Origin of the sequence: Formosa sp. Hel1_33_131 (assembly GCF_001735745.1) — a bacterium.
GTDB lineage: Bacteria > Bacteroidota > Bacteroidia > Flavobacteriales > Flavobacteriaceae > Hel1-33-131.
Window position 1 is genome coordinate 134,915 of record NZ_CP017260.1, and the last position, 19,786, is coordinate 154,700.

The 19,786-nt window shown below is 35.4% G+C and carries 19 protein-coding genes and 1 pseudogene; 17 read left to right on the forward strand and 3 right to left on the reverse strand.

Features of this window, described 5'->3' with window-relative positions; translation table 11 throughout:
• Positions 1-23: 23 nt before the first annotated feature.
• Complete coding sequence (locus FORMB_RS00640) at positions 24-2,591, reverse strand: AsmA-like C-terminal region-containing protein (RefSeq protein WP_069675615.1); 2,568 nt, start codon at positions 2,589-2,591, stop codon at positions 24-26.
• 356 nt (positions 2,592-2,947) lie between these two features.
• Between FORMB_RS00640 and FORMB_RS00645 the strand changes: the two genes are divergently transcribed.
• From FORMB_RS00645 to FORMB_RS00680, 8 genes are all read left to right on the forward strand, one after another.
• On the forward strand, positions 2,948-3,790 hold the full coding sequence (locus FORMB_RS00645; protein ID WP_069675616.1) for a tetratricopeptide repeat protein: 843 nt from the start codon (positions 2,948-2,950) through the stop codon (positions 3,788-3,790).
• Positions 3,791-3,831: 41 nt separating this feature from the next.
• Positions 3,832-4,383, forward strand: a complete 552-nt coding sequence (locus FORMB_RS00650) for a hypothetical protein (protein WP_083243870.1) — start codon at positions 3,832-3,834, stop codon at positions 4,381-4,383.
• A gap of 24 nt (positions 4,384-4,407) precedes the next feature.
• Complete coding sequence (locus FORMB_RS00655) at positions 4,408-4,845, forward strand: hypothetical protein (RefSeq protein WP_069675617.1); 438 nt, start codon at positions 4,408-4,410, stop codon at positions 4,843-4,845.
• Positions 4,846-5,028: 183 nt separating this feature from the next.
• Positions 5,029-5,259 (forward strand): hypothetical protein, encoded by a 231-nt coding sequence (locus FORMB_RS00660; protein WP_231925556.1) that lies wholly within the window; start codon positions 5,029-5,031, stop codon positions 5,257-5,259.
• Positions 5,241-5,534, forward strand: coding sequence for a type II toxin-antitoxin system RelE/ParE family toxin (locus tag FORMB_RS00665; RefSeq protein WP_069675619.1), 294 nt, complete (start codon positions 5,241-5,243; stop codon positions 5,532-5,534). Before FORMB_RS00660 ends, FORMB_RS00665 begins: the two co-directional genes overlap by 19 nt.
• A gap of 77 nt (positions 5,535-5,611) precedes the next feature.
• Positions 5,612-6,091, forward strand: a complete 480-nt coding sequence (locus FORMB_RS00670) for a hypothetical protein (protein ID WP_069675620.1) — start codon at positions 5,612-5,614, stop codon at positions 6,089-6,091.
• A gap of 11 nt (positions 6,092-6,102) precedes the next feature.
• Positions 6,103-6,843, forward strand: a complete 741-nt coding sequence (ppgK, locus tag FORMB_RS00675) for a polyphosphate--glucose phosphotransferase (protein WP_069675621.1) — start codon at positions 6,103-6,105, stop codon at positions 6,841-6,843.
• Positions 6,844-6,913: 70 nt separating this feature from the next.
• On the forward strand, positions 6,914-7,276 hold the full coding sequence (locus FORMB_RS00680) for a hypothetical protein (RefSeq protein WP_069675622.1): 363 nt from the start codon (positions 6,914-6,916) through the stop codon (positions 7,274-7,276).
• Here FORMB_RS00680 and holA read toward each other — a convergent pair.
• Positions 7,269-8,270, reverse strand: a complete 1,002-nt coding sequence (holA, locus tag FORMB_RS00685; protein WP_069675623.1) for a DNA polymerase III subunit delta — start codon at positions 8,268-8,270, stop codon at positions 7,269-7,271. The two genes, FORMB_RS00680 and holA, sit on opposite strands and share 8 nt — an antisense overlap.
• 26 nt (positions 8,271-8,296) lie before the next feature.
• On the opposite strand from holA, the gene FORMB_RS00690 reads away from it, so the two are divergent.
• The 4 genes from FORMB_RS00690 (at position 8,297) to pheT (ending at position 13,198) form a co-directional block, all read left to right on the forward strand.
• Entirely contained in the window at positions 8,297-8,752 is a 456-nt protein-coding gene (locus FORMB_RS00690) for a type I restriction enzyme HsdR N-terminal domain-containing protein (protein WP_069675624.1), read from the forward strand.
• Positions 8,749-9,738: a glycosyltransferase family 2 protein gene (locus tag FORMB_RS00695; protein WP_069675625.1), complete on the forward strand. Its 990-nt coding sequence runs from the start codon at positions 8,749-8,751 to the stop codon at positions 9,736-9,738. Before FORMB_RS00690 ends, FORMB_RS00695 begins: the two co-directional genes overlap by 4 nt.
• A 70-nt stretch (positions 9,739-9,808) precedes the next feature.
• A complete protein-coding gene (locus FORMB_RS00700; protein ID WP_069675626.1) occupies positions 9,809-10,663 on the forward strand; it encodes an OmpA/MotB family protein in 855 nt (284 codons plus the stop codon).
• A 108-nt stretch (positions 10,664-10,771) separates the two neighbouring features.
• Entirely contained in the window at positions 10,772-13,198 is a 2,427-nt protein-coding gene (gene pheT / locus FORMB_RS00705; protein WP_069675627.1) for a phenylalanine--tRNA ligase subunit beta, read from the forward strand.
• Here pheT and trxB read toward each other — a convergent pair whose 3' ends face one another.
• Positions 13,199-14,149: a thioredoxin-disulfide reductase gene (trxB, locus tag FORMB_RS00710; RefSeq protein ID WP_069675628.1), complete on the reverse strand. Its 951-nt coding sequence runs from the start codon at positions 14,147-14,149 to the stop codon at positions 13,199-13,201.
• A gap of 160 nt (positions 14,150-14,309) precedes the next feature.
• Here trxB and udk point away from each other — a divergent pair, with 160 nt between their 5' ends.
• The 5 genes and pseudogenes from udk to FORMB_RS00735 all read left to right on the forward strand — a co-directional run.
• Positions 14,310-14,915, forward strand: coding sequence for a uridine kinase (gene udk / locus FORMB_RS00715; RefSeq protein ID WP_069675629.1), 606 nt, complete (start codon positions 14,310-14,312; stop codon positions 14,913-14,915).
• The gene (locus tag FORMB_RS00720; protein ID WP_069675630.1) at positions 14,915-15,247 is read left to right on the forward strand and encodes an FtsB family cell division protein; all 333 of its coding nucleotides are present in this window, start codon (positions 14,915-14,917) and stop codon (positions 15,245-15,247) included. Before udk ends, FORMB_RS00720 begins: the two co-directional genes overlap by 1 nt.
• Positions 15,240-16,610 (forward strand): methylmalonyl-CoA mutase subunit beta, encoded by a 1,371-nt coding sequence (locus tag FORMB_RS00725; protein WP_069675631.1) that lies wholly within the window; start codon positions 15,240-15,242, stop codon positions 16,608-16,610. Before FORMB_RS00720 ends, FORMB_RS00725 begins: the two co-directional genes overlap by 8 nt.
• On the forward strand, positions 16,603-18,720 hold the full coding sequence (scpA, locus tag FORMB_RS00730) for a methylmalonyl-CoA mutase (protein ID WP_069675632.1): 2,118 nt from the start codon (positions 16,603-16,605) through the stop codon (positions 18,718-18,720). The genes FORMB_RS00725 and scpA overlap by 8 nt, the downstream gene beginning before the upstream one ends.
• A 67-nt stretch (positions 18,721-18,787) precedes the next feature.
• A pseudogene (locus FORMB_RS00735) lies at positions 18,788-19,549 on the forward strand (ParA family protein); the annotation flags it as partial.
• Between the last annotated feature and the right edge of the window lie 237 nt (positions 19,550-19,786).

Here is a 19,786-nt window from a genome sequence, read left to right on the forward strand (position 1 = left end):
AATTATAATATTTCCATAAACCCTTAATCCTTTTTCTTCCCACCCAAAAAGCTGCCAAGAATATCTTTAACCGGGTTTTTGGTCTCGGTAGATGTAGAATCTGTTTTTGAGGAGTTCCCTCCTAGCAATCCACCCAATACATCTTTAATTTGGTCAGTCCCTTGATTGATTAATTTTTGTTTCTGAATGGCAATGAGCTGTTTGGTCAAGCTGGAAACACCAGAGGTCAAATCGGTTGACACCTTTGGACTTGTATAGCTGCCGCCAATGGTTGCAGTGACAGGAACTGTGAGGTTTTCGGCCTCAGCATCACCAATGCTAGCAATTAAATTATTGACCTCATTTCCAAAGTATTTGGCAGGCACCTCAAAAACTGCATTATAGCTCATGGTTTTATCAAAACTGTGAGACCCTGCAACAGTAATTGTAATGTCCTCATAGCTCACGTCAAAAGGACTGACATTCACCGCTCCATTTTTAAAATCGAGCTTCGTTTTTAAGTCTTTTAAATCCAGCTTGTCAAAATCCACAAAGCTTAAAGCCCCTTCTAATTCATTAAAAACAGCGGCGTTTTTAGGTTCTACTTTGGTGGTCAACAACTCCGCAAAGGCGTCTCCAGTAATGGAGTTTAAGTCAGGAGTGAAATCGTTGGATAAATCTCCTGAAATTTTAAAGGTACTGTTCAATTTCCCTTGCAATGCTTTGGCAATGGGTGCTATGTTTTGAAGTAACTCCAAACTGTTGAAGGATTGTGAAATATCAAAACGATCCACCCCAAGATCCAAATCAAATATTGGGGTGTCTGGCTGCGTATCCACCGTACCGTTGATGGTTAAATTCCCATCAAAAATTCTGGACGACATATCTTTTAAAGTCGCTTTTTCGTCTTTTAGAACCACCGTTCCTTTCACATCTTCGAGCGTTAAATTGTCATAGAGAACTGTTTTCGCATCTGCTGTCAAAGTACACTCTAAAAACGCAGGGATTTTCAGGGATTCTGTGGGTTCCGTTTCTGTGGACTCCCCATTACTTTCAGCCATAAAATCGCTGACAGCAAAGATATTTGAGTTGAGTTTGAAATCCCCTTGAAGGTTTTTATCACTTAAAAGAAATCCTAATAAATTATAAATAGTGCCCGTTGCGGCGAGGTCACTTTTACCCGTTGTGGCGACAAACGATTGAAGCATCACTAATCCAGGTTTGAATTCAACATCTACCTTAGAGATATGAATAGGGTTCACCAATTCTTCAGAAGAAAAAACGAAGTTGGAAACCGCAATAGTTCCATTGTTTTGTGTGCGTTCATACGCATTGGTTTCAATGGCATTCATATCAAAAACAGTGTGCAACTTTGCATTTAGTGTTCCGCTTAATTCGGTATCTAGTTCTACGGGATACGCTTTACTTATGTTTGCTAAATTTAAAGTCCCGTCAACAGTGGCATCCACCAACATATTTTTAGTGAGATTTTTAAGCGTTGCGGAGGACTTGAATACATCTTGATCGATTCTAAATTGTAAATCACGAATGCTTACATAGGTATCATCCATATTTCCAGAATCATTTTTAATACTCGCATTGATGGAGATATCCTCTACACTTTTAGGAAGGCTGGGATATTTAAAGGAAGCATTGTTGGACACCATCTTGATGTCCATTTTTGGAATACTAGTTTCTGTCACCAATCCTTTTACAAAACCATCAATTTTGAAACCGCCTGTAGTAGTCACGCCTTCAATGTCATTTGAATACGTTTCAGGGATGACTGCCAAAAACTCTTTAAATGTGGATCCTGTATTTTTAAAGGTAATATCCAGTTCAGAACCGTCTTCTAAGAGTTTTACAAAACCATCAAACTCAAGCGCCAATTGATTGATAAAAAATTTATTTTCTTTAAAGGTGTATTTGTTTTTGACTAAATCTAAAGCGATGAGCGCGTCTAACTTAATAGAATTAGCATTCAAATAGTTGGTGTTATCCACACTAAAACTAACGAGCGCTTCTGTAGTGGTATTGAGTTCCGATAAATCGGTTGAAAAGTTTCCTTTTCCAGAGTGGTTCAATGCGCTGATATTTACAACGGTGTTTGACGTTTCATCAATATAAGTAACTGAACTATTACGAAGGGCATAATCCTCTATATTGAGTTTAAAATTAGTGTCACTTTCTGTTGAAGTGTCTTCTGTTTCTTTCGCTATATCGTAATTTTTATTTCCGTATTTATCTGATTTAATTGTTAAAATAGCTTCATCAATTTGGATGGAGTTGACGACAATTGGGCCTTCACTTTCATTTTTAAACAGTTCCTTAACTGACATATCAAACGAAATAGATTTGACCGCTGCAAAGGTTTCCCCTTCAAAAGTCTGTTGATTCACAATTTTTAAATTCTGAACGGTCACATTCGCTTGTGGGAAACTGCTAAAAAGGCTTAAGCTAACATCTTCAAAATCAATTTGTGCATTCACAGAATCGTTTAAAAACGTCTTAACAGATTCTTTGATCTGATTTTGAAACAAAAATGGTGCTGCTATTAAAAGTATAAGAACAGTTAACAACGAAATACCAATGATTTTAAATAGTTTTTTCAATGTTGATGGGATTTAAGGATTTATAATCACATTACAAATGTGATACAAAAAGTTGAAAAACACATTAATTTTAAATAAATTTTAAGTTCTATTGTTATTTATGTGAAAAGAGGATTTAAAAATAAGGGATGGTTGCAACAATCTTAACCACTTAGCTCAAAGTGTACCAATTTTTTTTATATATTTATACCGTAGTAAAGCCCCATTGCTTTTCTTCATAACCAATAATTATTTTTTTGTAAACGATTGTATTACTCTAATGCCCTGTAAGCAGGTCTGTTTTTGTATTCCCTTGTTTTGAGGAGTGTCAAATTTAGTTTCATACAGGAAGTATAACATCTTTGAAACTAAAAAAAATGAATCTTAATCTAAAACTCCTAATTGTCCTGTTGTGTGTTATAAGTTTTTCTTGTGAACTAAAAAATACATCCTCTAAGGATATTAATCAAAATCAACCAACTCTTTCAAAAGAGGACAGAGAAAAACAGGAGGTTATATTTATAGAACACCTCCAAAATGGAGCTTGGAAACACTCCTTATATTCACAAGAATGGCAAGAAGAAATTGACAAAGGACTCGCCAAAGACAGCACGATTGCCTATTTATGGCAGCAAAAAGCAATGCCATTGTTTAAGCAGGCAAAATATGAAATTGGGATGGAATTTATTGATCAGGCAGTAAAGTATGACCCACTGCGATGGCAAGATTATCGGGCTTTTATCAAATGTATTTTTGCCAAAACGTACGAGGATGCCATCGTAGATTTTGAAGATTTTCAACAAAAATTTGGGTATGGTTACGTCATGGATCATTCTTATGATTTCTATATTGGACTGTCGTATCTACAACTAAATAAGTTTGAAACCGCGGAAACTTATTTTCAAAAGGATTATGAATATCAGTTCAATGAAAAAGGTGAAGATTGGCTTCACCATTTGGATTTATTCTATTTTGGAATTAGTAAATATGAACAAAAAAAGTACGTGGAAGCCATTGAACTTTTTGACAAAGCTTTAGAAATTTATCCTACGTTTTCTGAAGTACAAATTTATAAATCCTATTGTTTACGGAAAATTGGAAAATTGATTGAGGCGAGTGAATTACAAGAATTAGGTGAAATTAACGGTCGAAACGGAAATACAATTAACGAAGACAATGTGATTTATGAACGCTATCCTTATCAACTAAGATGGCATTGATGTAATAGGAAAATAACTAATAACCCTCAAATATTTAACAAATGGAAAACACAACCAAGAAACCAACTGAAACAAACAAAAGCATGAATCCTCAATCTAGTGAGGATGTAATTAATCAAAAAAAAATTGATCGTCATATTGAAAAACTAAAAAGTAATCAAAACCTGCCCTTAGGATTTTTTATTGGATTGATTGCTTCTATTGTTGGAGCAATTCTTTGGGCTGCAATTACTGTTGCCACAGAATATCAGATAGGATATATGGCCATTGCCATTGGACTCTTAGTAGGATACGTAATAAGGTACTCTGGAAAAGGGATAGATAATATCTTTGGAATCTCCGGAGCAGTTCTTTCTGCTTTCGCTTGCTTGCTTGGAAACTTCCTAAGTATTATAGGATTTGCAGCAAATGAAGAGGAACTAGGATACTTAGAAACCCTGAGGCTTATTGATTACAGTATAATACCTGAAATAATGGTATCTACATTTAATCCGATTGATGTTTTGTTTTATGGAATCGCAATTTATGAAGGCTATAAGTTTTCTTTTAGAAAAATATCAGAAGACGAGCTTTTAGAGGTCATAAACAATTAAACAATACCCTCAAATAAAAACAAAATGAAAAACACAATTCTTAAACTAACATTGGTTTTGGCAATCGCTTTCACCTCTTCCTGTAGAAAAGATGCAAAACAAAAAACCGATGAATTACATCTATCCGAGCAGAATGGCATTGAGTTAAACGATGGAAAACGTTGGTTTGCAAATTCCGAAACAACAGAGGGCATAAAAAATATGGTAAGAATTATGAACACCTTCAATGAAAAAGAGGATATAAAAGCCTATGCAACTTTAACTAAAAGTCTAAAAACAGAGTTTTCAATGGTTTTCGAAAAATGCACCATGAAAGGAGAAGCACACAATCAATTACATGATTTTTTAATTCCAATTAATGATTTATTTGAACCCTTAGGATCCTCTAATTTAAAAAAATGTCAAGACAGTTATGACAAATTAAATAGGCATCTAAAAGTATATCCGACGTATTTTAAATGATAACTATATAAATCGGCTAGACCTCGTTTTATTAGTATTAATATTTAAAACACTTTTAAACTTAAATCCTTAAAAATCAATTCATATGCAAGGAGTTAAAAAATATAAAACCAATTCAAACATAATATAAATTTGAATAAAAATATGTACTTTTGATTGAAGTAAAAAATATTAACTATGGATATGACCGCTCAAATAAAAAACAATTTAATTTCTAGAATTGAAAAATCGAACGATTTAAGTTTTTTAAAAGCGCTTCAAACAATTTTCGATTCTTCAGAACAAACCGTATATCAATTGTCATCCGATCAGGAAAATTCAATTTCAATTGGAAAAAAACAATTAAAAAATGGTCAATATTCAAGTAATGAATCAGTAATTTCAGAAATGAAAGAATGGCTGAAAAAACAATAATTTGGTCTGATAATGCCAAATACGAATTACAAAAAACTCTTAAATTTTTTACCGAAAGAAACGGCTCACCAAACTACAGTTTGAAACTTCTTAATGAGACGGAAGAGTTACTAAATACACTATCTAAAAATAATTTAATTGGTCGCATCACTTCTAATAATAAAACACGTGTAATCCCAATGAAAGTCTATTTGATTTTCTATGAGATAAATGAAAATAGTATAGAAATTGTTTCATTTTGGGACAACAGACAAGACGAAAGAACCAAGAAGTAAAATCACTAATTCTAAACGCATAGTTTACATTTCCCCATTTGCGTTGTTTCTATAAAATTTGTATCATTACAACCGCTATGAAAGCAGCCACCGTTGTACAACTCAAAAAAGAATTAGAAACCTTAGATCCCGAGCATTTAAAAACGCTCTGTTTGCGGTTGGCGCGTTTTAAATTAGAAAATAAAGAGCTGCTTACCTATCTCCTATTTGAATCGGAAAATGAAGCTTATTACATCGAAGGAATCAAAGAAGATGCGGATTTGTTATTTGAGGAAATCAATACCAAGAGCTATTTTTACATTAAAAAAAGTGTCCGTAAAATTTTACGTATGCTCAAAAAACATGCGCGTTATTCTAACCAAAAAGAAACCGAAATTGAGCTGCTTCTTTACTATTGCTACAAACTCAAAACCTTCAAACCTTCAATAAACAACAATGTAACGCTTACCAATATTTATTTACGTCAAGTAGAAAGCATTGAAAAAAAAATAATTAAATTACACGAAGATTTACAATATGACTTCAATACTCAACTGAAAGACATAACCGATCTTTAAAAATATATTTTATGCAAATTTTAGGAATAGACATTGGTGGAACGGGCATGAAAGGTGCCATTGTAGATAGTAATACAGGTGAGCTTTTGAGTGAACGACTTCGTGTACCAACCCCAAAACCCGCCACTCCCGAAAGTGTTTCCAATGAACTAAAAACGTTGATTGACTCTTTTGAATGGAAAGGGCTTGTAGGAATTTCGTTTCCAACAGTCATTAAAAATGGAAAAGCCATGCAGCATGGCAATCTCGATAAATCATGGCAATACACCCAGGTTGATGCGTTGTTTAAGTCCAAAACAGGAAATGACTTTTTCATCGTTAATGATGCCGATGCTGCCGCTATGGGAGTGATGGAATTTGGGATCGGTAAAAACCAAATGGGCTTAGTGATTACCATTACCTTAGGAACGGGTATTGGTTCTGGTGTATTTTTTAATGGTCAATTATTATCTAATTTTGAATTGGGTCGAATGTACGGTCGTAAAGGAGATATCATGGAATATTTTGCGGCAGATTCTGCAAGAAAACGTGAAGAATGGAGTTTTAAAACTTGGGCCAAGCGGGTCAATTTCTTTTTAACCCATGTTGAAAATACTTTCAATCCGGACCTTATTATCATTGGCGGAGGAGTCAGTAAAAAAATGGAAAAGTTTGAGGCATATCTTGATATCCAAACGCCCATCAAAGCAGCCGAGTTAAAAAACAATGCTGGAATTATTGGAGCGGCTATTTTTGCCAAGAAAAATTGTTGAAATTAGCCTAAAATATCCTTTTTAATATTTTTTTCATATCTTTATAGCTGCAACCCCAAATTGCTGTATTATGAACACACCTACAGATCGAATTTTTCGATTGACATATATTACAGAACACATCCACCTCACCCGGATGCTCATCACTGATATTACAATTTCACCAGATTCCTCTCTAATTTTGTATCAAGTACCTTTTGGGCTCACAAAATCCCCTAGCAAAGCTTGGAAAGAAGTGTTGATGGAAACTTGGCAATCTATAATACAGCATAACGAAAGTGTTTCAAATAATGTTATATGGGTCTTTCACAATCGCATCATGATTGACAAAGTTTCAATTGAACTAGTAAAGAATGAATTAGAAACCCTCTTGGCTGTCGCTATTGAAAAAACCAATAAACAGATGAAAATGAGATCACAACTCGTTATTTAAGAATGTTATATATCAACTCGTTATACAAATCTTTTGGAGTAAGATTGGCACCAACCCCTTTGCTTTTCGTATCATAGGTTCGTAGCGTTTCTAACACCCCACTGATCCGTTTCATGGGGAAATTTCGAGACACTGCAATGTATTCATTTACAAAATAAGGATTGACTCCCAATGCTTTTGCAACTGTTCCTGGGTTTTTATCTCGAACTGTGTGCAAGGTCATCAGTTTTGAAAAATACATATACAAGATTGATATGGTCAGTACAAACGGATGTTGTTTTGAATTCTGAGCAAAGTAATGAACGATTTGATACGCTTTTTTGTGGTCCAAATGTCCCAACGCCTTTTGCAATTCGAAGTTGTTGAAATCTTTAGAAATTCCAATATTTTCTTCAATGATTTCAGGCGTAATTTCTTTTTGAGCGCCCACCACAATTTCTAACTTATTGAGTTCATTGGCTATTTTACTCAAATCATTTCCTAAAAACTCCGTCAGCATCAGGGCTGCTTTTGGTGTAATCGTAATCTGTTTCGCTCTTAAAAAACTTTGAATCCAACTCGGAATTTTATCTTCGTATATTTTTTTACTTTCAAAAACCACCGCTGCTTTAGAAAGTGTTTTATAAAACGCTTTTCGTTTGTCTAAAGATTTGTATTTATAATTAAAAACCAAGACCGTTGTTGGTTGTGGATTTTTAGCATAATCCACAAGCTGTTCAATGGTTTTGATAAGGTTTTGAGCTTCTTTTACGATGATAACTTGGCGTTCTGCCATCATCGGATACCGCTTGGCATTCGATACAATATCTTGAATAGTTGCCTCTTTTCCATAAATCACCATCTGATTGAATTCTTTCTCTTCTTCCGCCAACACATGGGACTCGATATAATCAGAAATGACATCAATAAAATAGGCTTCCTCACCCATTAAAAAATAAATGGGCGCAATTTTACCTCCTTTAATGTCAGTTATCAGCTGGTTCGTAGCATTCATTCAAAAAAAATTACCAAATTTGTACTGTGCAAAATTTAAATTTTCCAACATATTCGTTCAGGCTCAAAAATAGCGAAAATAATACTCATATTTTTGATGTTATTCGTAAAAAGTTTGTGGTACTTCAACCGGAAGAATGGGTACGACAACATTGTGTACAGTATTTAATACACCAAAAGAACTATCCTATTTCTCTAATTAATGTTGAAAAGGTCGTCCTAATCAACGGGCTTAAGAAACGGTACGACATTGTGGTATTCAACCCCGATGGCAGTTTAGCCCTTGTAGTCGAATGCAAAGCACCAAAGGTTAAAATTACTCAAGCTGCCTTTGACCAAATCGCGCGGTATAACCTAACTCTAAAAGCACCCTATTTGATGGTCACCAACGGATTAAATCATTATTTTTGCACTATGAATCACAATTTGGAAAGCTTTGAGTTTTTAGAAAGCCTTCCAAACTATAACACCAAACAAATTTGAAACTTGCAATTGTCATATTAAACTGGAACGGACAGCAGCTGTTGGAAACGTTTCTACCCTCCGTGGTTGCTTACGCAGATGGGCAAGATGTTTATGTGATTGACAACGCTTCTACAGATACATCCGTTTCATTCATAGAAACACACTACCCTACTGTAAAATGCATAAAACTGACACATAACATTGGATATGCTGGAGGCTATAATGAAGGCTTAAAACAAATTGATGCAGATGTTTATTGTTTATTAAACTCTGATATTGAAGTGACTGAAAACTGGTTAAAACCAGTTATCCATACCTTTGAAGCTGAAGTGAATACTGCCATCATCCAACCTAAAATATTAGATTACCACCACAAAAATAAGTTTGAATATGCCGGCGCAGGTGGTGGGTTCATCGATCAATTGGGGTACCCGTATTGTCGAGGGCGTATTTTTAATTCTTTAGAGGAAGATCGTGGGCAATACAACGACCAAAAAGAAATATTTTGGGCTTCTGGAGCTTGCCTCTTTATAAGAGCGCAAGCCTTTGAAGTTTTAGAAGGATTTGACCCTCATTTTTTTGCACATATGGAAGAAATCGATTTGTGCTGGCGTGCACAAAATAAAGGCATGACCGTCACTTATGTCGGACTGTCAACCGTTTACCATGTAGGTGGCGCAAGTCTAAAAACTTCAAACCCTAAGAAAACCTTTTTAAATTTTAGAAATAGCCTATATACCTTGGTTAAAAACACGCATCAACCTTTGCTGCTTGTTGTTCTTTTAAGGTTGATATTAGACGGAATTGCTGGAATTCGTTTTTTGCTACAAGCAAAACCAAAACACGTGATTGCAATTGTGAAAGCCCATGGAAGTTTTTACAAAGCTGTCCCCTATTTACTTCAATTTAGACGGCAACATTCTAATAGAAAATCACACCACCAACTTCCATCAATAGTTTGGTCTTATTTTGTGCGAAATAAAAATTATTTTAATAAATTATAAAATGTTTTGTTAATCATAGTATTAAGTGTAATAATTTTATAATTTTACGTTATATTAAAAACTATTTATGATGAAGAAAATTTATGTATTAGGAGTGACCTCATTATTAGTGCTTGCTTCCTGTGGCGCTAACAAAGAATTGACAGCTGCTCAAGAAAAATTAAAAACCACTGAAGATTTATTAAATACGGCCACTGTAAAGTTAAACAGTTGTTTGTCTGACAAAGCGGTTGCAGATGCAAACCTTACGGCTCTAAGAGATCAATTGTACGATTTAAGAAAAACAAACGACGCACTCATTAGCAGTACTGAGCAAATGACAATGCTAACCTCTAAAGGGGCTGATAATTTAGAGAAAACCTTAGAAAGTCTTCAAGAAAGAGATTTAAAAATCAATCGTTTACAAGATGCCATAACTAAAAAAGACAGCATCACATTGGCGATTGTTTCCAGTTTGAAAAAATCTGTTGGGATCGACGATCCAGACATCGAAATAAATGTAGAAAAAGGCGTTGTTTTTATTTCCATTGCTGATAAGTTATTATTTAAAAGTGGAAGTTTCGTAGTCACCGAAAAAGCCAAAGGAGTTTTAGAGAAAGTAGCGAAAGTCATTAATGACAAGCCTGACTTTGAAGCGATGATAGAAGGACATACGGACAACCGTTCGTATTCAAATGGTGTCTTAGTTGACAACTGGGATTTAAGTGTCAAACGCTCTACATCTGTCATTAGAATCTTACAAGGCATGGGAGTTAACCCCGCTCAATTAATAGCAGCAGGACGCAGTAGTTATGTGCCATTAACAGATAATGACACTGCAATGAACAGATCAAAAAACAGACGCACACGTGTGGTTGTACTTCCAAAAATTGATCAATTCTATGAAATGATTGAAAATGAAGTAAAAGCACTTTCGGGTCAATAGTCACTTCAATCTAAAAAAGATTACAGAAGCCCACCGTTTTGGTTGGGCTTTTTATTTGAAAGCTAATCCCTTTATTTTATATTTGCTGAAAAGCTATAACACCGCATAATGAAGATATCGTACAACTGGTTAAAACAATTTATAAAAATTGATTGGACTGCAGAAAAAACCTCTGAACTCCTTACCGATTTAGGTTTAGAAGTTGAAGGTTTAGAAGCGTTTCAATCCGTCAAAGGTGGATTACAAGGAATCGTTGTAGGCCATGTACTCACCTGTGAGCAACATTCCAATGCCAATCGATTGCGAATCACAACCATTGATATTGGAGCCGAAGAACCCTTAGTAATTGTATGTGGCGCACCCAATGTAGCAACTGGTCAAAAAGTAGCCGTTGCAACCATTGGAACCACTTTATATACTGCAGAAGGAGAAGCTTGGACCATTAAAAAAGGAAAAATACGTGGCGAAGAAAGTTACGGCATGTTATGTGCTGAAGATGAACTGGGGTTAGGAACCTCTCATGAAGGAATTATGGTTTTAGAGGATTCCCTTGAAACTGGAAGCCCTTTAGCAAAACACTATGAGATTGAAGATGATTTGGTGTTTGACATTGGATTGACTCCAAACCGTGCAGATGCGATGAGTCATTATGGAACTGCTAGAGATTTAATGGCTGGGTTGTCTCAGCATGGCATCAACGCAAAATTAATAAGTCCTTCCGTGTCTGCTTTTCATGTAGATGACAGAAGTCTTAAAGTCGATATTAATGTTGAGGATAAACAAAAAGCGCCGCGTTATTGTGGTTTGACAATCTCTGATATCGTTGTAAAAGAATCTCCTTTGTGGCTACAAAACCGACTCAAAGCCATCGGATTGAATCCCATTAACAACATTGTAGATGCAACTAATTATGTGTTACATGATTTAGGACAGCCTTTACACGCTTTTGATGCCGATAGAATATCAGCTAAAAAAATTATTGTAAAAACCGTCAAAGCAGGTACGAAATTTGTAACCTTAGACGGCGTTGAACGCACACTTCACGAAGAAGACTTAATGATATGTGACGCTGAAAAACCACTGTGTATTGCAGGTGTTTTTGGAGGTGAAAATTCAGGCGTTTCTAAAGAAACGAATTCAATATTTTTAGAAAGTGCTTATTTCAATCCTGTAAGCGTTCGGAAAACAGCCAAGAGACATGCACTCAATACTGATGCCTCTTTCAGATTTGAACGTGGTATCGATCCAAATATTACTAAATATGCGCTCAAAAGAGCCGCATTGTTAATTATCGAAATTGCTGGTGGAAAAATAACAAGTGATCTGATCGACGAATATCCAAATAAAATTGAAGATGCTCAAGTCTTTTTGACTTTTGAAAAAACAAATCAATTAATTGGAGAAGAACTTCCAAAAGAAACCATCAAAAGTATTCTGAGCGCTTTAGAAATAAAAGTGAATAATGTGACTGAAAGCGGCTTAGGATTGACCATCCCTGCATACAGAAATGATGTCCAACGTGAGGTGGATGTCATTGAAGAAATTCTAAGAGTTTATGGGTATAACAACATCGGAATTACCAATAAATTAAATGCTTCGATTTCGAATACTTCTAAATTTGAAAGCTATAAAATTGAAAATATAATTGCGAATCAACTTGTTGGACAAGGGTTTTATGAAATCCTAAATAACTCATTGACTTCAGATAAATACACGGCTTTTAGCGATCAATTGGAACAGACCCATGAGGTTAAAATATTAAATCCATTAAGTACGGATTTATCAGTGATGCGTCAATCCTTAATTTTCTCTGGTTTAGAATCTATTGCGTTTAACATCAACAGACAACAAAGCGATTTAAAACTTTTTGAATTTGGTAAAACCTATCACAATTTTGAAGCGAACAAAGAAGAGCTTAACCACCTTTCTATTTTTGTCACTGGAAATAAAACCGAAAAACGTTGGAATACAACGGAAACGGTCGTTGATTATTTCTATTTAAAAGGATTGGTTACAGCAGTATTTGAACGTTTAGGAATTCAAAAACTTAAAAGTGCGCCTTTGACTAACGATGTATTTAGCGAAGGGCAACAACTGAGTGTCGGAAAACATTCTTTAGTTGAGTTTGGAAGTTTAAAAGCCTCGACACTAAAATCTTTTGGAATCTCTCAAAGCGTATTTTGTGCTGATTTTAATTGGGATAACTTACTAAAAGTCATCAATCAACAAACAATTAAATTTAAGGATATTTCTAAATACCCAGAAGTCAAACGTGATTTTTCATTGTTAATCAATGAAGACGTTACTTTTGAGAGCATTTTTAAATTAGCCAAACAAACGGAAAATAATTTCTTAAAAGACATCAATCTATTTGATGTGTATACAGGAGATAAATTAGCCGAAGGCAAAAAAAGTTATGCGGTTAGTTTCACACTACAAGATAAAAACAAAACGCTCACAGATGTTCAAATTGACAAAATAATGTCGAAAATCCAAAAGCGTTTTGAATCGGAATTAAGTGCTGAACTGCGTTAATTATCCTTCTTTAGAAGCCAAATAACGTTCTGCATCTAAGGCGGCCATACAGCCTGTTCCTGCAGCCGTTACTGCTTGTCTGTACACATGATCTGCAGCATCGCCACTCACAAAAACGCCATCAATGTTTGTTTTTGAAGAGCCTGGAGTGTTGATAATATAACCTGTTTCATCTAAGTTTAGAAAGCCCTGAAAAATATCGGTATTTGGTTTATGACCAATCGCCACAAAAAATCCAGTTGCTGGAATATCTATCAACGCATTTGTTTTGTTATTTTTTGCTCGCACTCCCGTCACAACTTGACCGTCACCTAAAACTTCATCGGTTTCTGTATTGAATAATATTTCGATATTTTCAGTGTTTTTCACACGGTTCGCCATAATTTTGGAAGCTCTAAATTCATCACGACGCACCAACATGGTAACTTTCGTACAAAGCTTGGATAAGTAATGTGCTTCTTCACAAGCAGAATCCCCTGCCCCAACAATCACAACTTCTTGATTTCTGTAAAAGAATCCATCACAAACCGCACAAGCAGAAACACCGCCTCCAAGTTTTAAGTATTTTTGTTCAGACTCTAAACCTAAATATTTAGCCGTAGCACCTGTAGAAATAACAATCGTTTCACAGTGAATTTCCTTTGTCCCATTAATCCAAACTTTATGAATGGGTCCAGAAAAATCAACTTTAGTCACCCATCCATCTCTTACATCTGTTCCAAAGCGTTCCGCTTGTGCTTGTAATTCTAGCATCATTGCAGGACCCGTAATTCCATCTGGATAGCCAGGGAAATTCTCCACTTCATTGGTAGTTGTTAATTGACCTCCAGGTTGTGTTCCTTGGTATAATACAGGAAACATATTGGCTCGTGCCGCATAGATAGCAGCAGTGTAGCCCGCAGGGCCAGATCCAATAATCAAACATTTTACAGACTCTATAGTATCAGACATAGTTTAAAATTTAGGATACAAAAATAGGCGTTTTACATAAAATTCGAACGGGAAGTTATCAACAGTTTTTATTAACTTGTAGATTTATTAATATTATTCCTCTATAAACAAAAAACAGTAAAATAATCTTAACTTTGTTAGAAATTCAAAAGCGAGCGTTATGTTGATTATTGGTATTGGTGGTGGAACAGGAAGTGGAAAAACGACGGTAGTAAATCAAATTTTATCAGAATTTCCAGCAGGAGAAGTTCAAGTGATTTCTCAAGATTCTTATTATAAAGAAACATCTCATCTAACCTTTGAAGAACGTTGTAAGATTAATTTTGACCACCCAAAATCGATTGATTTTGAACTCCTTGAATCGCACTTAAAAGCTTTAAAAAAAGGGGAGAACGTCAACCAACCCGTATATTCCTTTAAAACGCATAACCGAACTGGTGAAACCACAATTACAGAACCTAAAAAAGTAGTGATTGTGGAAGGGATTTTAATTTTATCTAATACTGAGTTACGATCACTATTTGATATAAAAATATTTGTTCATGCAGATAGTGACGAGCGCTTAATGCGCCGTTTAAAAAGAGATATCGCCGAGCGCGGAAGAGATTTAGACGAAGTTTTGGAACGTTACCAAACAACGCTGAAACCCATGCATCAACAGTTTATTGAACCAATGAAAGCATTTGCAGATATTATCATTCCAAACAATCATTACAATACAGTCGCAGTAAATGTTGTGAAATCAATCATAAACGATCAACTCTAATGCTAAAGAAATCCAACCGTTTTTTGAAACTATTGAAGCCTTTTAAGAACATTTATTTTCTTATATTGATCGTGTTTATTGTATGGATGGTGGTTTTTGATGCCAACTCGTGGCTGATCCACAACGATCTAAATGAAGACATTGAGGATTTAAATTCTAAAATTGAATTTTATAATGGTGAGATTGAAAAAGATCAAAAAGAAATCAATACCCTAAACTCAACTGATGGCATTGAAAAATATGCACGGGAGCATTATAAAATGAAAAAAGAAAATGAAGTCGTTTATATTATAGAAGACACCGATAGTTTAAAGGTTAAAACAAATGAGTAAATCAAATCTTTTTGAGAATTTTGAATCTGGTTCTGCTAAAGCGTGGAAACAAAAGATTCAATTTGAACTTCAAGGAAAAGATTTTAATGACCATTTAGTTTGGAATTCTATTGAAGGAATTGACGTGAAACCCTTCTATCATTCCGAAGCTTATTCCAAAGCACCGGACATTCAACACAATGCTTCTGACTGGAACATCGGACATTCAATTTATGTAAATTCCGTAGAAAAAAGCAATACCCACGCTCTTAAATTGATTGAAAGTGGAGTTGAAAGTTTACATTTCACACTCCCAACAGTTAGCATTTCAGTAGAGGAACTTCTTAAAAATATTGACACTTCTTCTGTTCCAATTTATTTTGAACCTTTATGTCTTTCAGAAAAACTAATCAAATCACTTCAGGATTTTTCATTAAAAAATAAGACGTCATTTTACATCTTACAAGACCCTATTGGTCACTTGGCACGCTCTGGAAATTGGCATGAAAATCTCAAAACAGATTTACATACACTAAAACAAACGATTGCTTTAGGAGATACTTTAAAAAGTGTTATTTCTGTCGATTTAGGACTTTTTCAAAATGCAGGCGGTAGCATGATTCAACAACTTGCCTATACCCTAGCCCATGCCAATGAATACCTTAATTTATTTGATGATGAATCCATAAAATCTGTGGTTTTTAAAGTCTCTGTTGGAGGAAATTACTTTTTTGAAATTGCTAAACTTCAAGCATTGCGAGTCTTATGGTACAGTCTTACAAAGGATTATGGACTTTCAATTGACTGTCATATTCTTACACAGCCCAGCCGTCGTAATAAAACAATTTACGACTACAACATTAATATGTTGAGAACGACCACTGAATGCATGAGCGCCATTTTGGGAAGTAGCGATACCATTATCAATATGCCCTACGATCATTTGTACCATAAGGATAATGATTTTGGAAATCGATTGTCAAGAAATCAATTGTTGATTCTCAAAAAGGAAAGTTATTTTGATGCCGTTTCCAACCCCACAGAAGGTGCTTATTATATTGAGACACTGACGCATCAATTGGCTCAAAAGTCATTGGATTTATTTAAAGACATCGAAAAACAAGGCGGCTTTTTAAAACTTCTCAAAGAAGGCATGGTTCAACGGAAACTGAAAGAGCATGCACAAAAAGAACAGCGTTTATACGACGAAGGAACTGAAGGCCTTTTGGGAACTCATTTTCAACAAAACGCATTGGATACAATGAAATCGGATTTAGAAATTTATCCGTTCATCAAACAACTGGCTCGAAAAACATTGTTAGAACCCATCATCCCTCGCAGAATCTCTGAGGAACTAGAACAAAAACGGTTGAAAGATGAGTAGAAAAAAAGTTCAACATATTATTTTAGAAGGAGTCAAAACCAAACCCTCAACAAAAAAATCGTTTGATACTGCCGAGACCATCGCCGTACAATCAAATTATTCAAAAGAAGACACAGACGCTTTAGAACACCTAAATTTTGCCGCAGGAACTGCACCCTTTTTGAGAGGTCCTTACAGCACAATGTATGTGCAGCGCCCATGGACTATCAGACAATACGCTGGATTTTCGACCGCCGAAGACAGCAACGCATTCTATAAACGGAATTTAAAAGCCGGACAAAAAGGACTGTCCGTCGCCTTTGACTTGCCCACACATCGGGGTTATGACAGTGATCATGAACGCGTTGTTGGAGATGTAGGAAAAGCCGGCGTTGCTATAGATTCTGTCGAAGATATGAAGTTGTTATTTGATGAAATTCCTTTGGATCAAATGAGTGTATCCATGACAATGAACGGTGCCGTATTGCCAATTATGGCGTTTTATATTGTCGCGGCTCAAGAACAAGGCATAAAAATGGAGCAATTAAATGGAACGGTTCAAAATGATATTTTGAAAGAATTTATGGTGAGAAACACCTATATCTATCCGCCTGAAGCTTCGATGAAAATTGTTTCTGACATCTTTGAGTACACCAGTAAACACATGCCAAAGTTTAACAGTATTAGTATTTCTGGATACCATATGCAAGAAGCTGGGGCTACAGCAGACATAGAGCTAGCTTATACCTTAGCCAATGGGCTTGAATACATCCGAAAGGGATTAGATGCAGGTTTAGAAATAGACACCTTTGCCCCTCGATTGTCATTTTTTTGGGGCATTGGAATGAATCATTTTATGGAAGTTGCCAAACTTCGAGCAGCCCGTATGTTGTGGGCTAAAATTGTTCAAAAATTTAATCCTAAAAATCCAAAATCTTTAGCACTGAGAACCCATTGTCAAACCAGTGGATGGAGTTTAACAGAACAAGATCCTTTTAATAATGTTGCTCGCACCTGTATTGAAGCCACGGCCGCTATTTTTGGCGGCACTCAAAGTTTACATACAAATGCCTTGGATGAAGCGATTGCGTTGCCTACCGATTTTTCGGCAAGAATAGCAAGAAACACCCAACTATACCTTCAAAAAGAAACTAAAATAACCAAAACGGTAGATCCTTGGGCAGGAAGTTATTATGTAGAAAAACTGACCCATGAAATTGCCGAAAAATCTTGGAGTCATATTGAAGAGGTGGAAGCCTTAGGGGGCATGACCAAAGCCATTAAATCTGGAGTTCCAAAACTTAGAATTGAAGAAGCAGCAGCACGCAAACAAGCCCGTATAGATTCTGGTCAAGATACCATCGTAGGAGTGAATAAATTCAAGCTTGAGAATGAAGATGCGTTACATATTTTGGAAGTAGATAACGAATTGGTTCGGGCTCAACAATTAGAGCGGTTAAATCACACGAAAATTCAACGCAATTCAGAAAAAGTAAAGGTGGTTTTAGAAAAATTAACAAAAGCTGCAGCAAATGGAAGTGAAAATTTACTAGCTTTAGCGGTAGAAGCTGCCAGACATCGTGCAACACTAGGAGAAATAAGCGACGCATTAGAGCAAGAGTTTGGGAGGTATAAAGCAGAAATTAAAACATTTTCAGGTGTGTACAGTAAAGAAATAAAAAATGATGTGTCTTTTGAAAAAGCCAAGCAATTGGCCAATCAGTTTGCAAAATCAGAAGGACGACGTCCAAGAATTATGATTGCTAAAATGGGACAAGATGGTCACGATCGCGGCGCAAAAGTGGTGGCTACTGGCTATGCCGATTTAGGTTTCGATGTTGATATTGGCCCCCTCTTTCAAACGGCAGAAGAAGCCGCGAAGCAAGCGATTGAAAACGACGTGCATATTTTGGGTGTATCATCTTTAGCTGGCGGTCATAAAACACTCGTGCCTAAAGTTATTGAAGCCCTAAAAGCATACGGACGTGAAGATATTATGGTGATTGTGGGTGGCGTAATTCCTAAGCAAGATTATCAATATTTGTTCGATGCTGGGACGGTTGCTGTGTTTGGACCGGGCACAAAAATTAGCGAAACTGCCATTATAGTGTTGGATATATTAATAAATTAATTATATTTATACGATTCTTAACCAAATCAACCGATAAGTAAGTAGCAAATGAAATCCCAAATCTCATATGTCACTATCAAAAGTCATAGCAATTGCGAACCAAAAAGGAGGTGTTGGTAAAACAACAACTGCTATTAATCTATCCTGTGCACTCGGTATCTTGGAGCAAAACGTGTTGCTTATTGATGCAGACCCGCAAGCAAATGCAACTTCTGGCTTAGGGATCATTACAAAAAATATTGAATTTTCTACAGTAAATATATTTCAAGACGATGCAAATTTGGATCGCTGCATCTTAGACACACACAGTCCAAATTTAAAGATCATCCCAGGGTCTATCAAACTTGCCGAAATTGAAATCAATGTTAAAAACCCAAATTTAAATCGATTAAAAACAGCCTTAGATGTGTTGAAAAATAAATTTGATTTCATCATTATTGATTGTTCGCCGTCATTGGGCTATCTGACTTTAAATTCATTTGTGGCTGCGGACTCCATCATCATACCCGTACAATGTGAGTTTTATGCATTAGACGGACTGAGAAAGCTACTCTCTACAATTAAAAGTGTTAGAAAATCGTTCAATATAAACTTAACTATTGAAGGCATTTTAATGACGATGTATGACAACCGCCTAAATCATAATAGCCATATTATTAATGAATTAAAAACACATTTTGAGGATTTAATATTTAAGACAATTATTAAAAGAAACGTAAGTTTAAGCGAAGCACCTAGTTTTGGAACGAGCGTTTTTGATTATAAAATGAATAGCGAAGGCTCTACTAACTACCTCAATCTATCCCGTGAAATTATGAAAAATCAAACTTCGAGTAAACAAAAATCTTTAGGCAAAAAGATTCCTCAAATTCTGAAAGATACTGAAGAAACTATTTTGCTTGATCCTTCCGTTAAAGAAAGAAACCTAGAAAATTATAAAACGTTTTCATTGAAAGATAAAAATTTCGATAAACTTATCGGCTGTACAAAGAAGGAAGTCATTGTCCAATTAGGACTGGTATATAATGATTTACATTCTGATATATGGATGTATCACATAACAGAT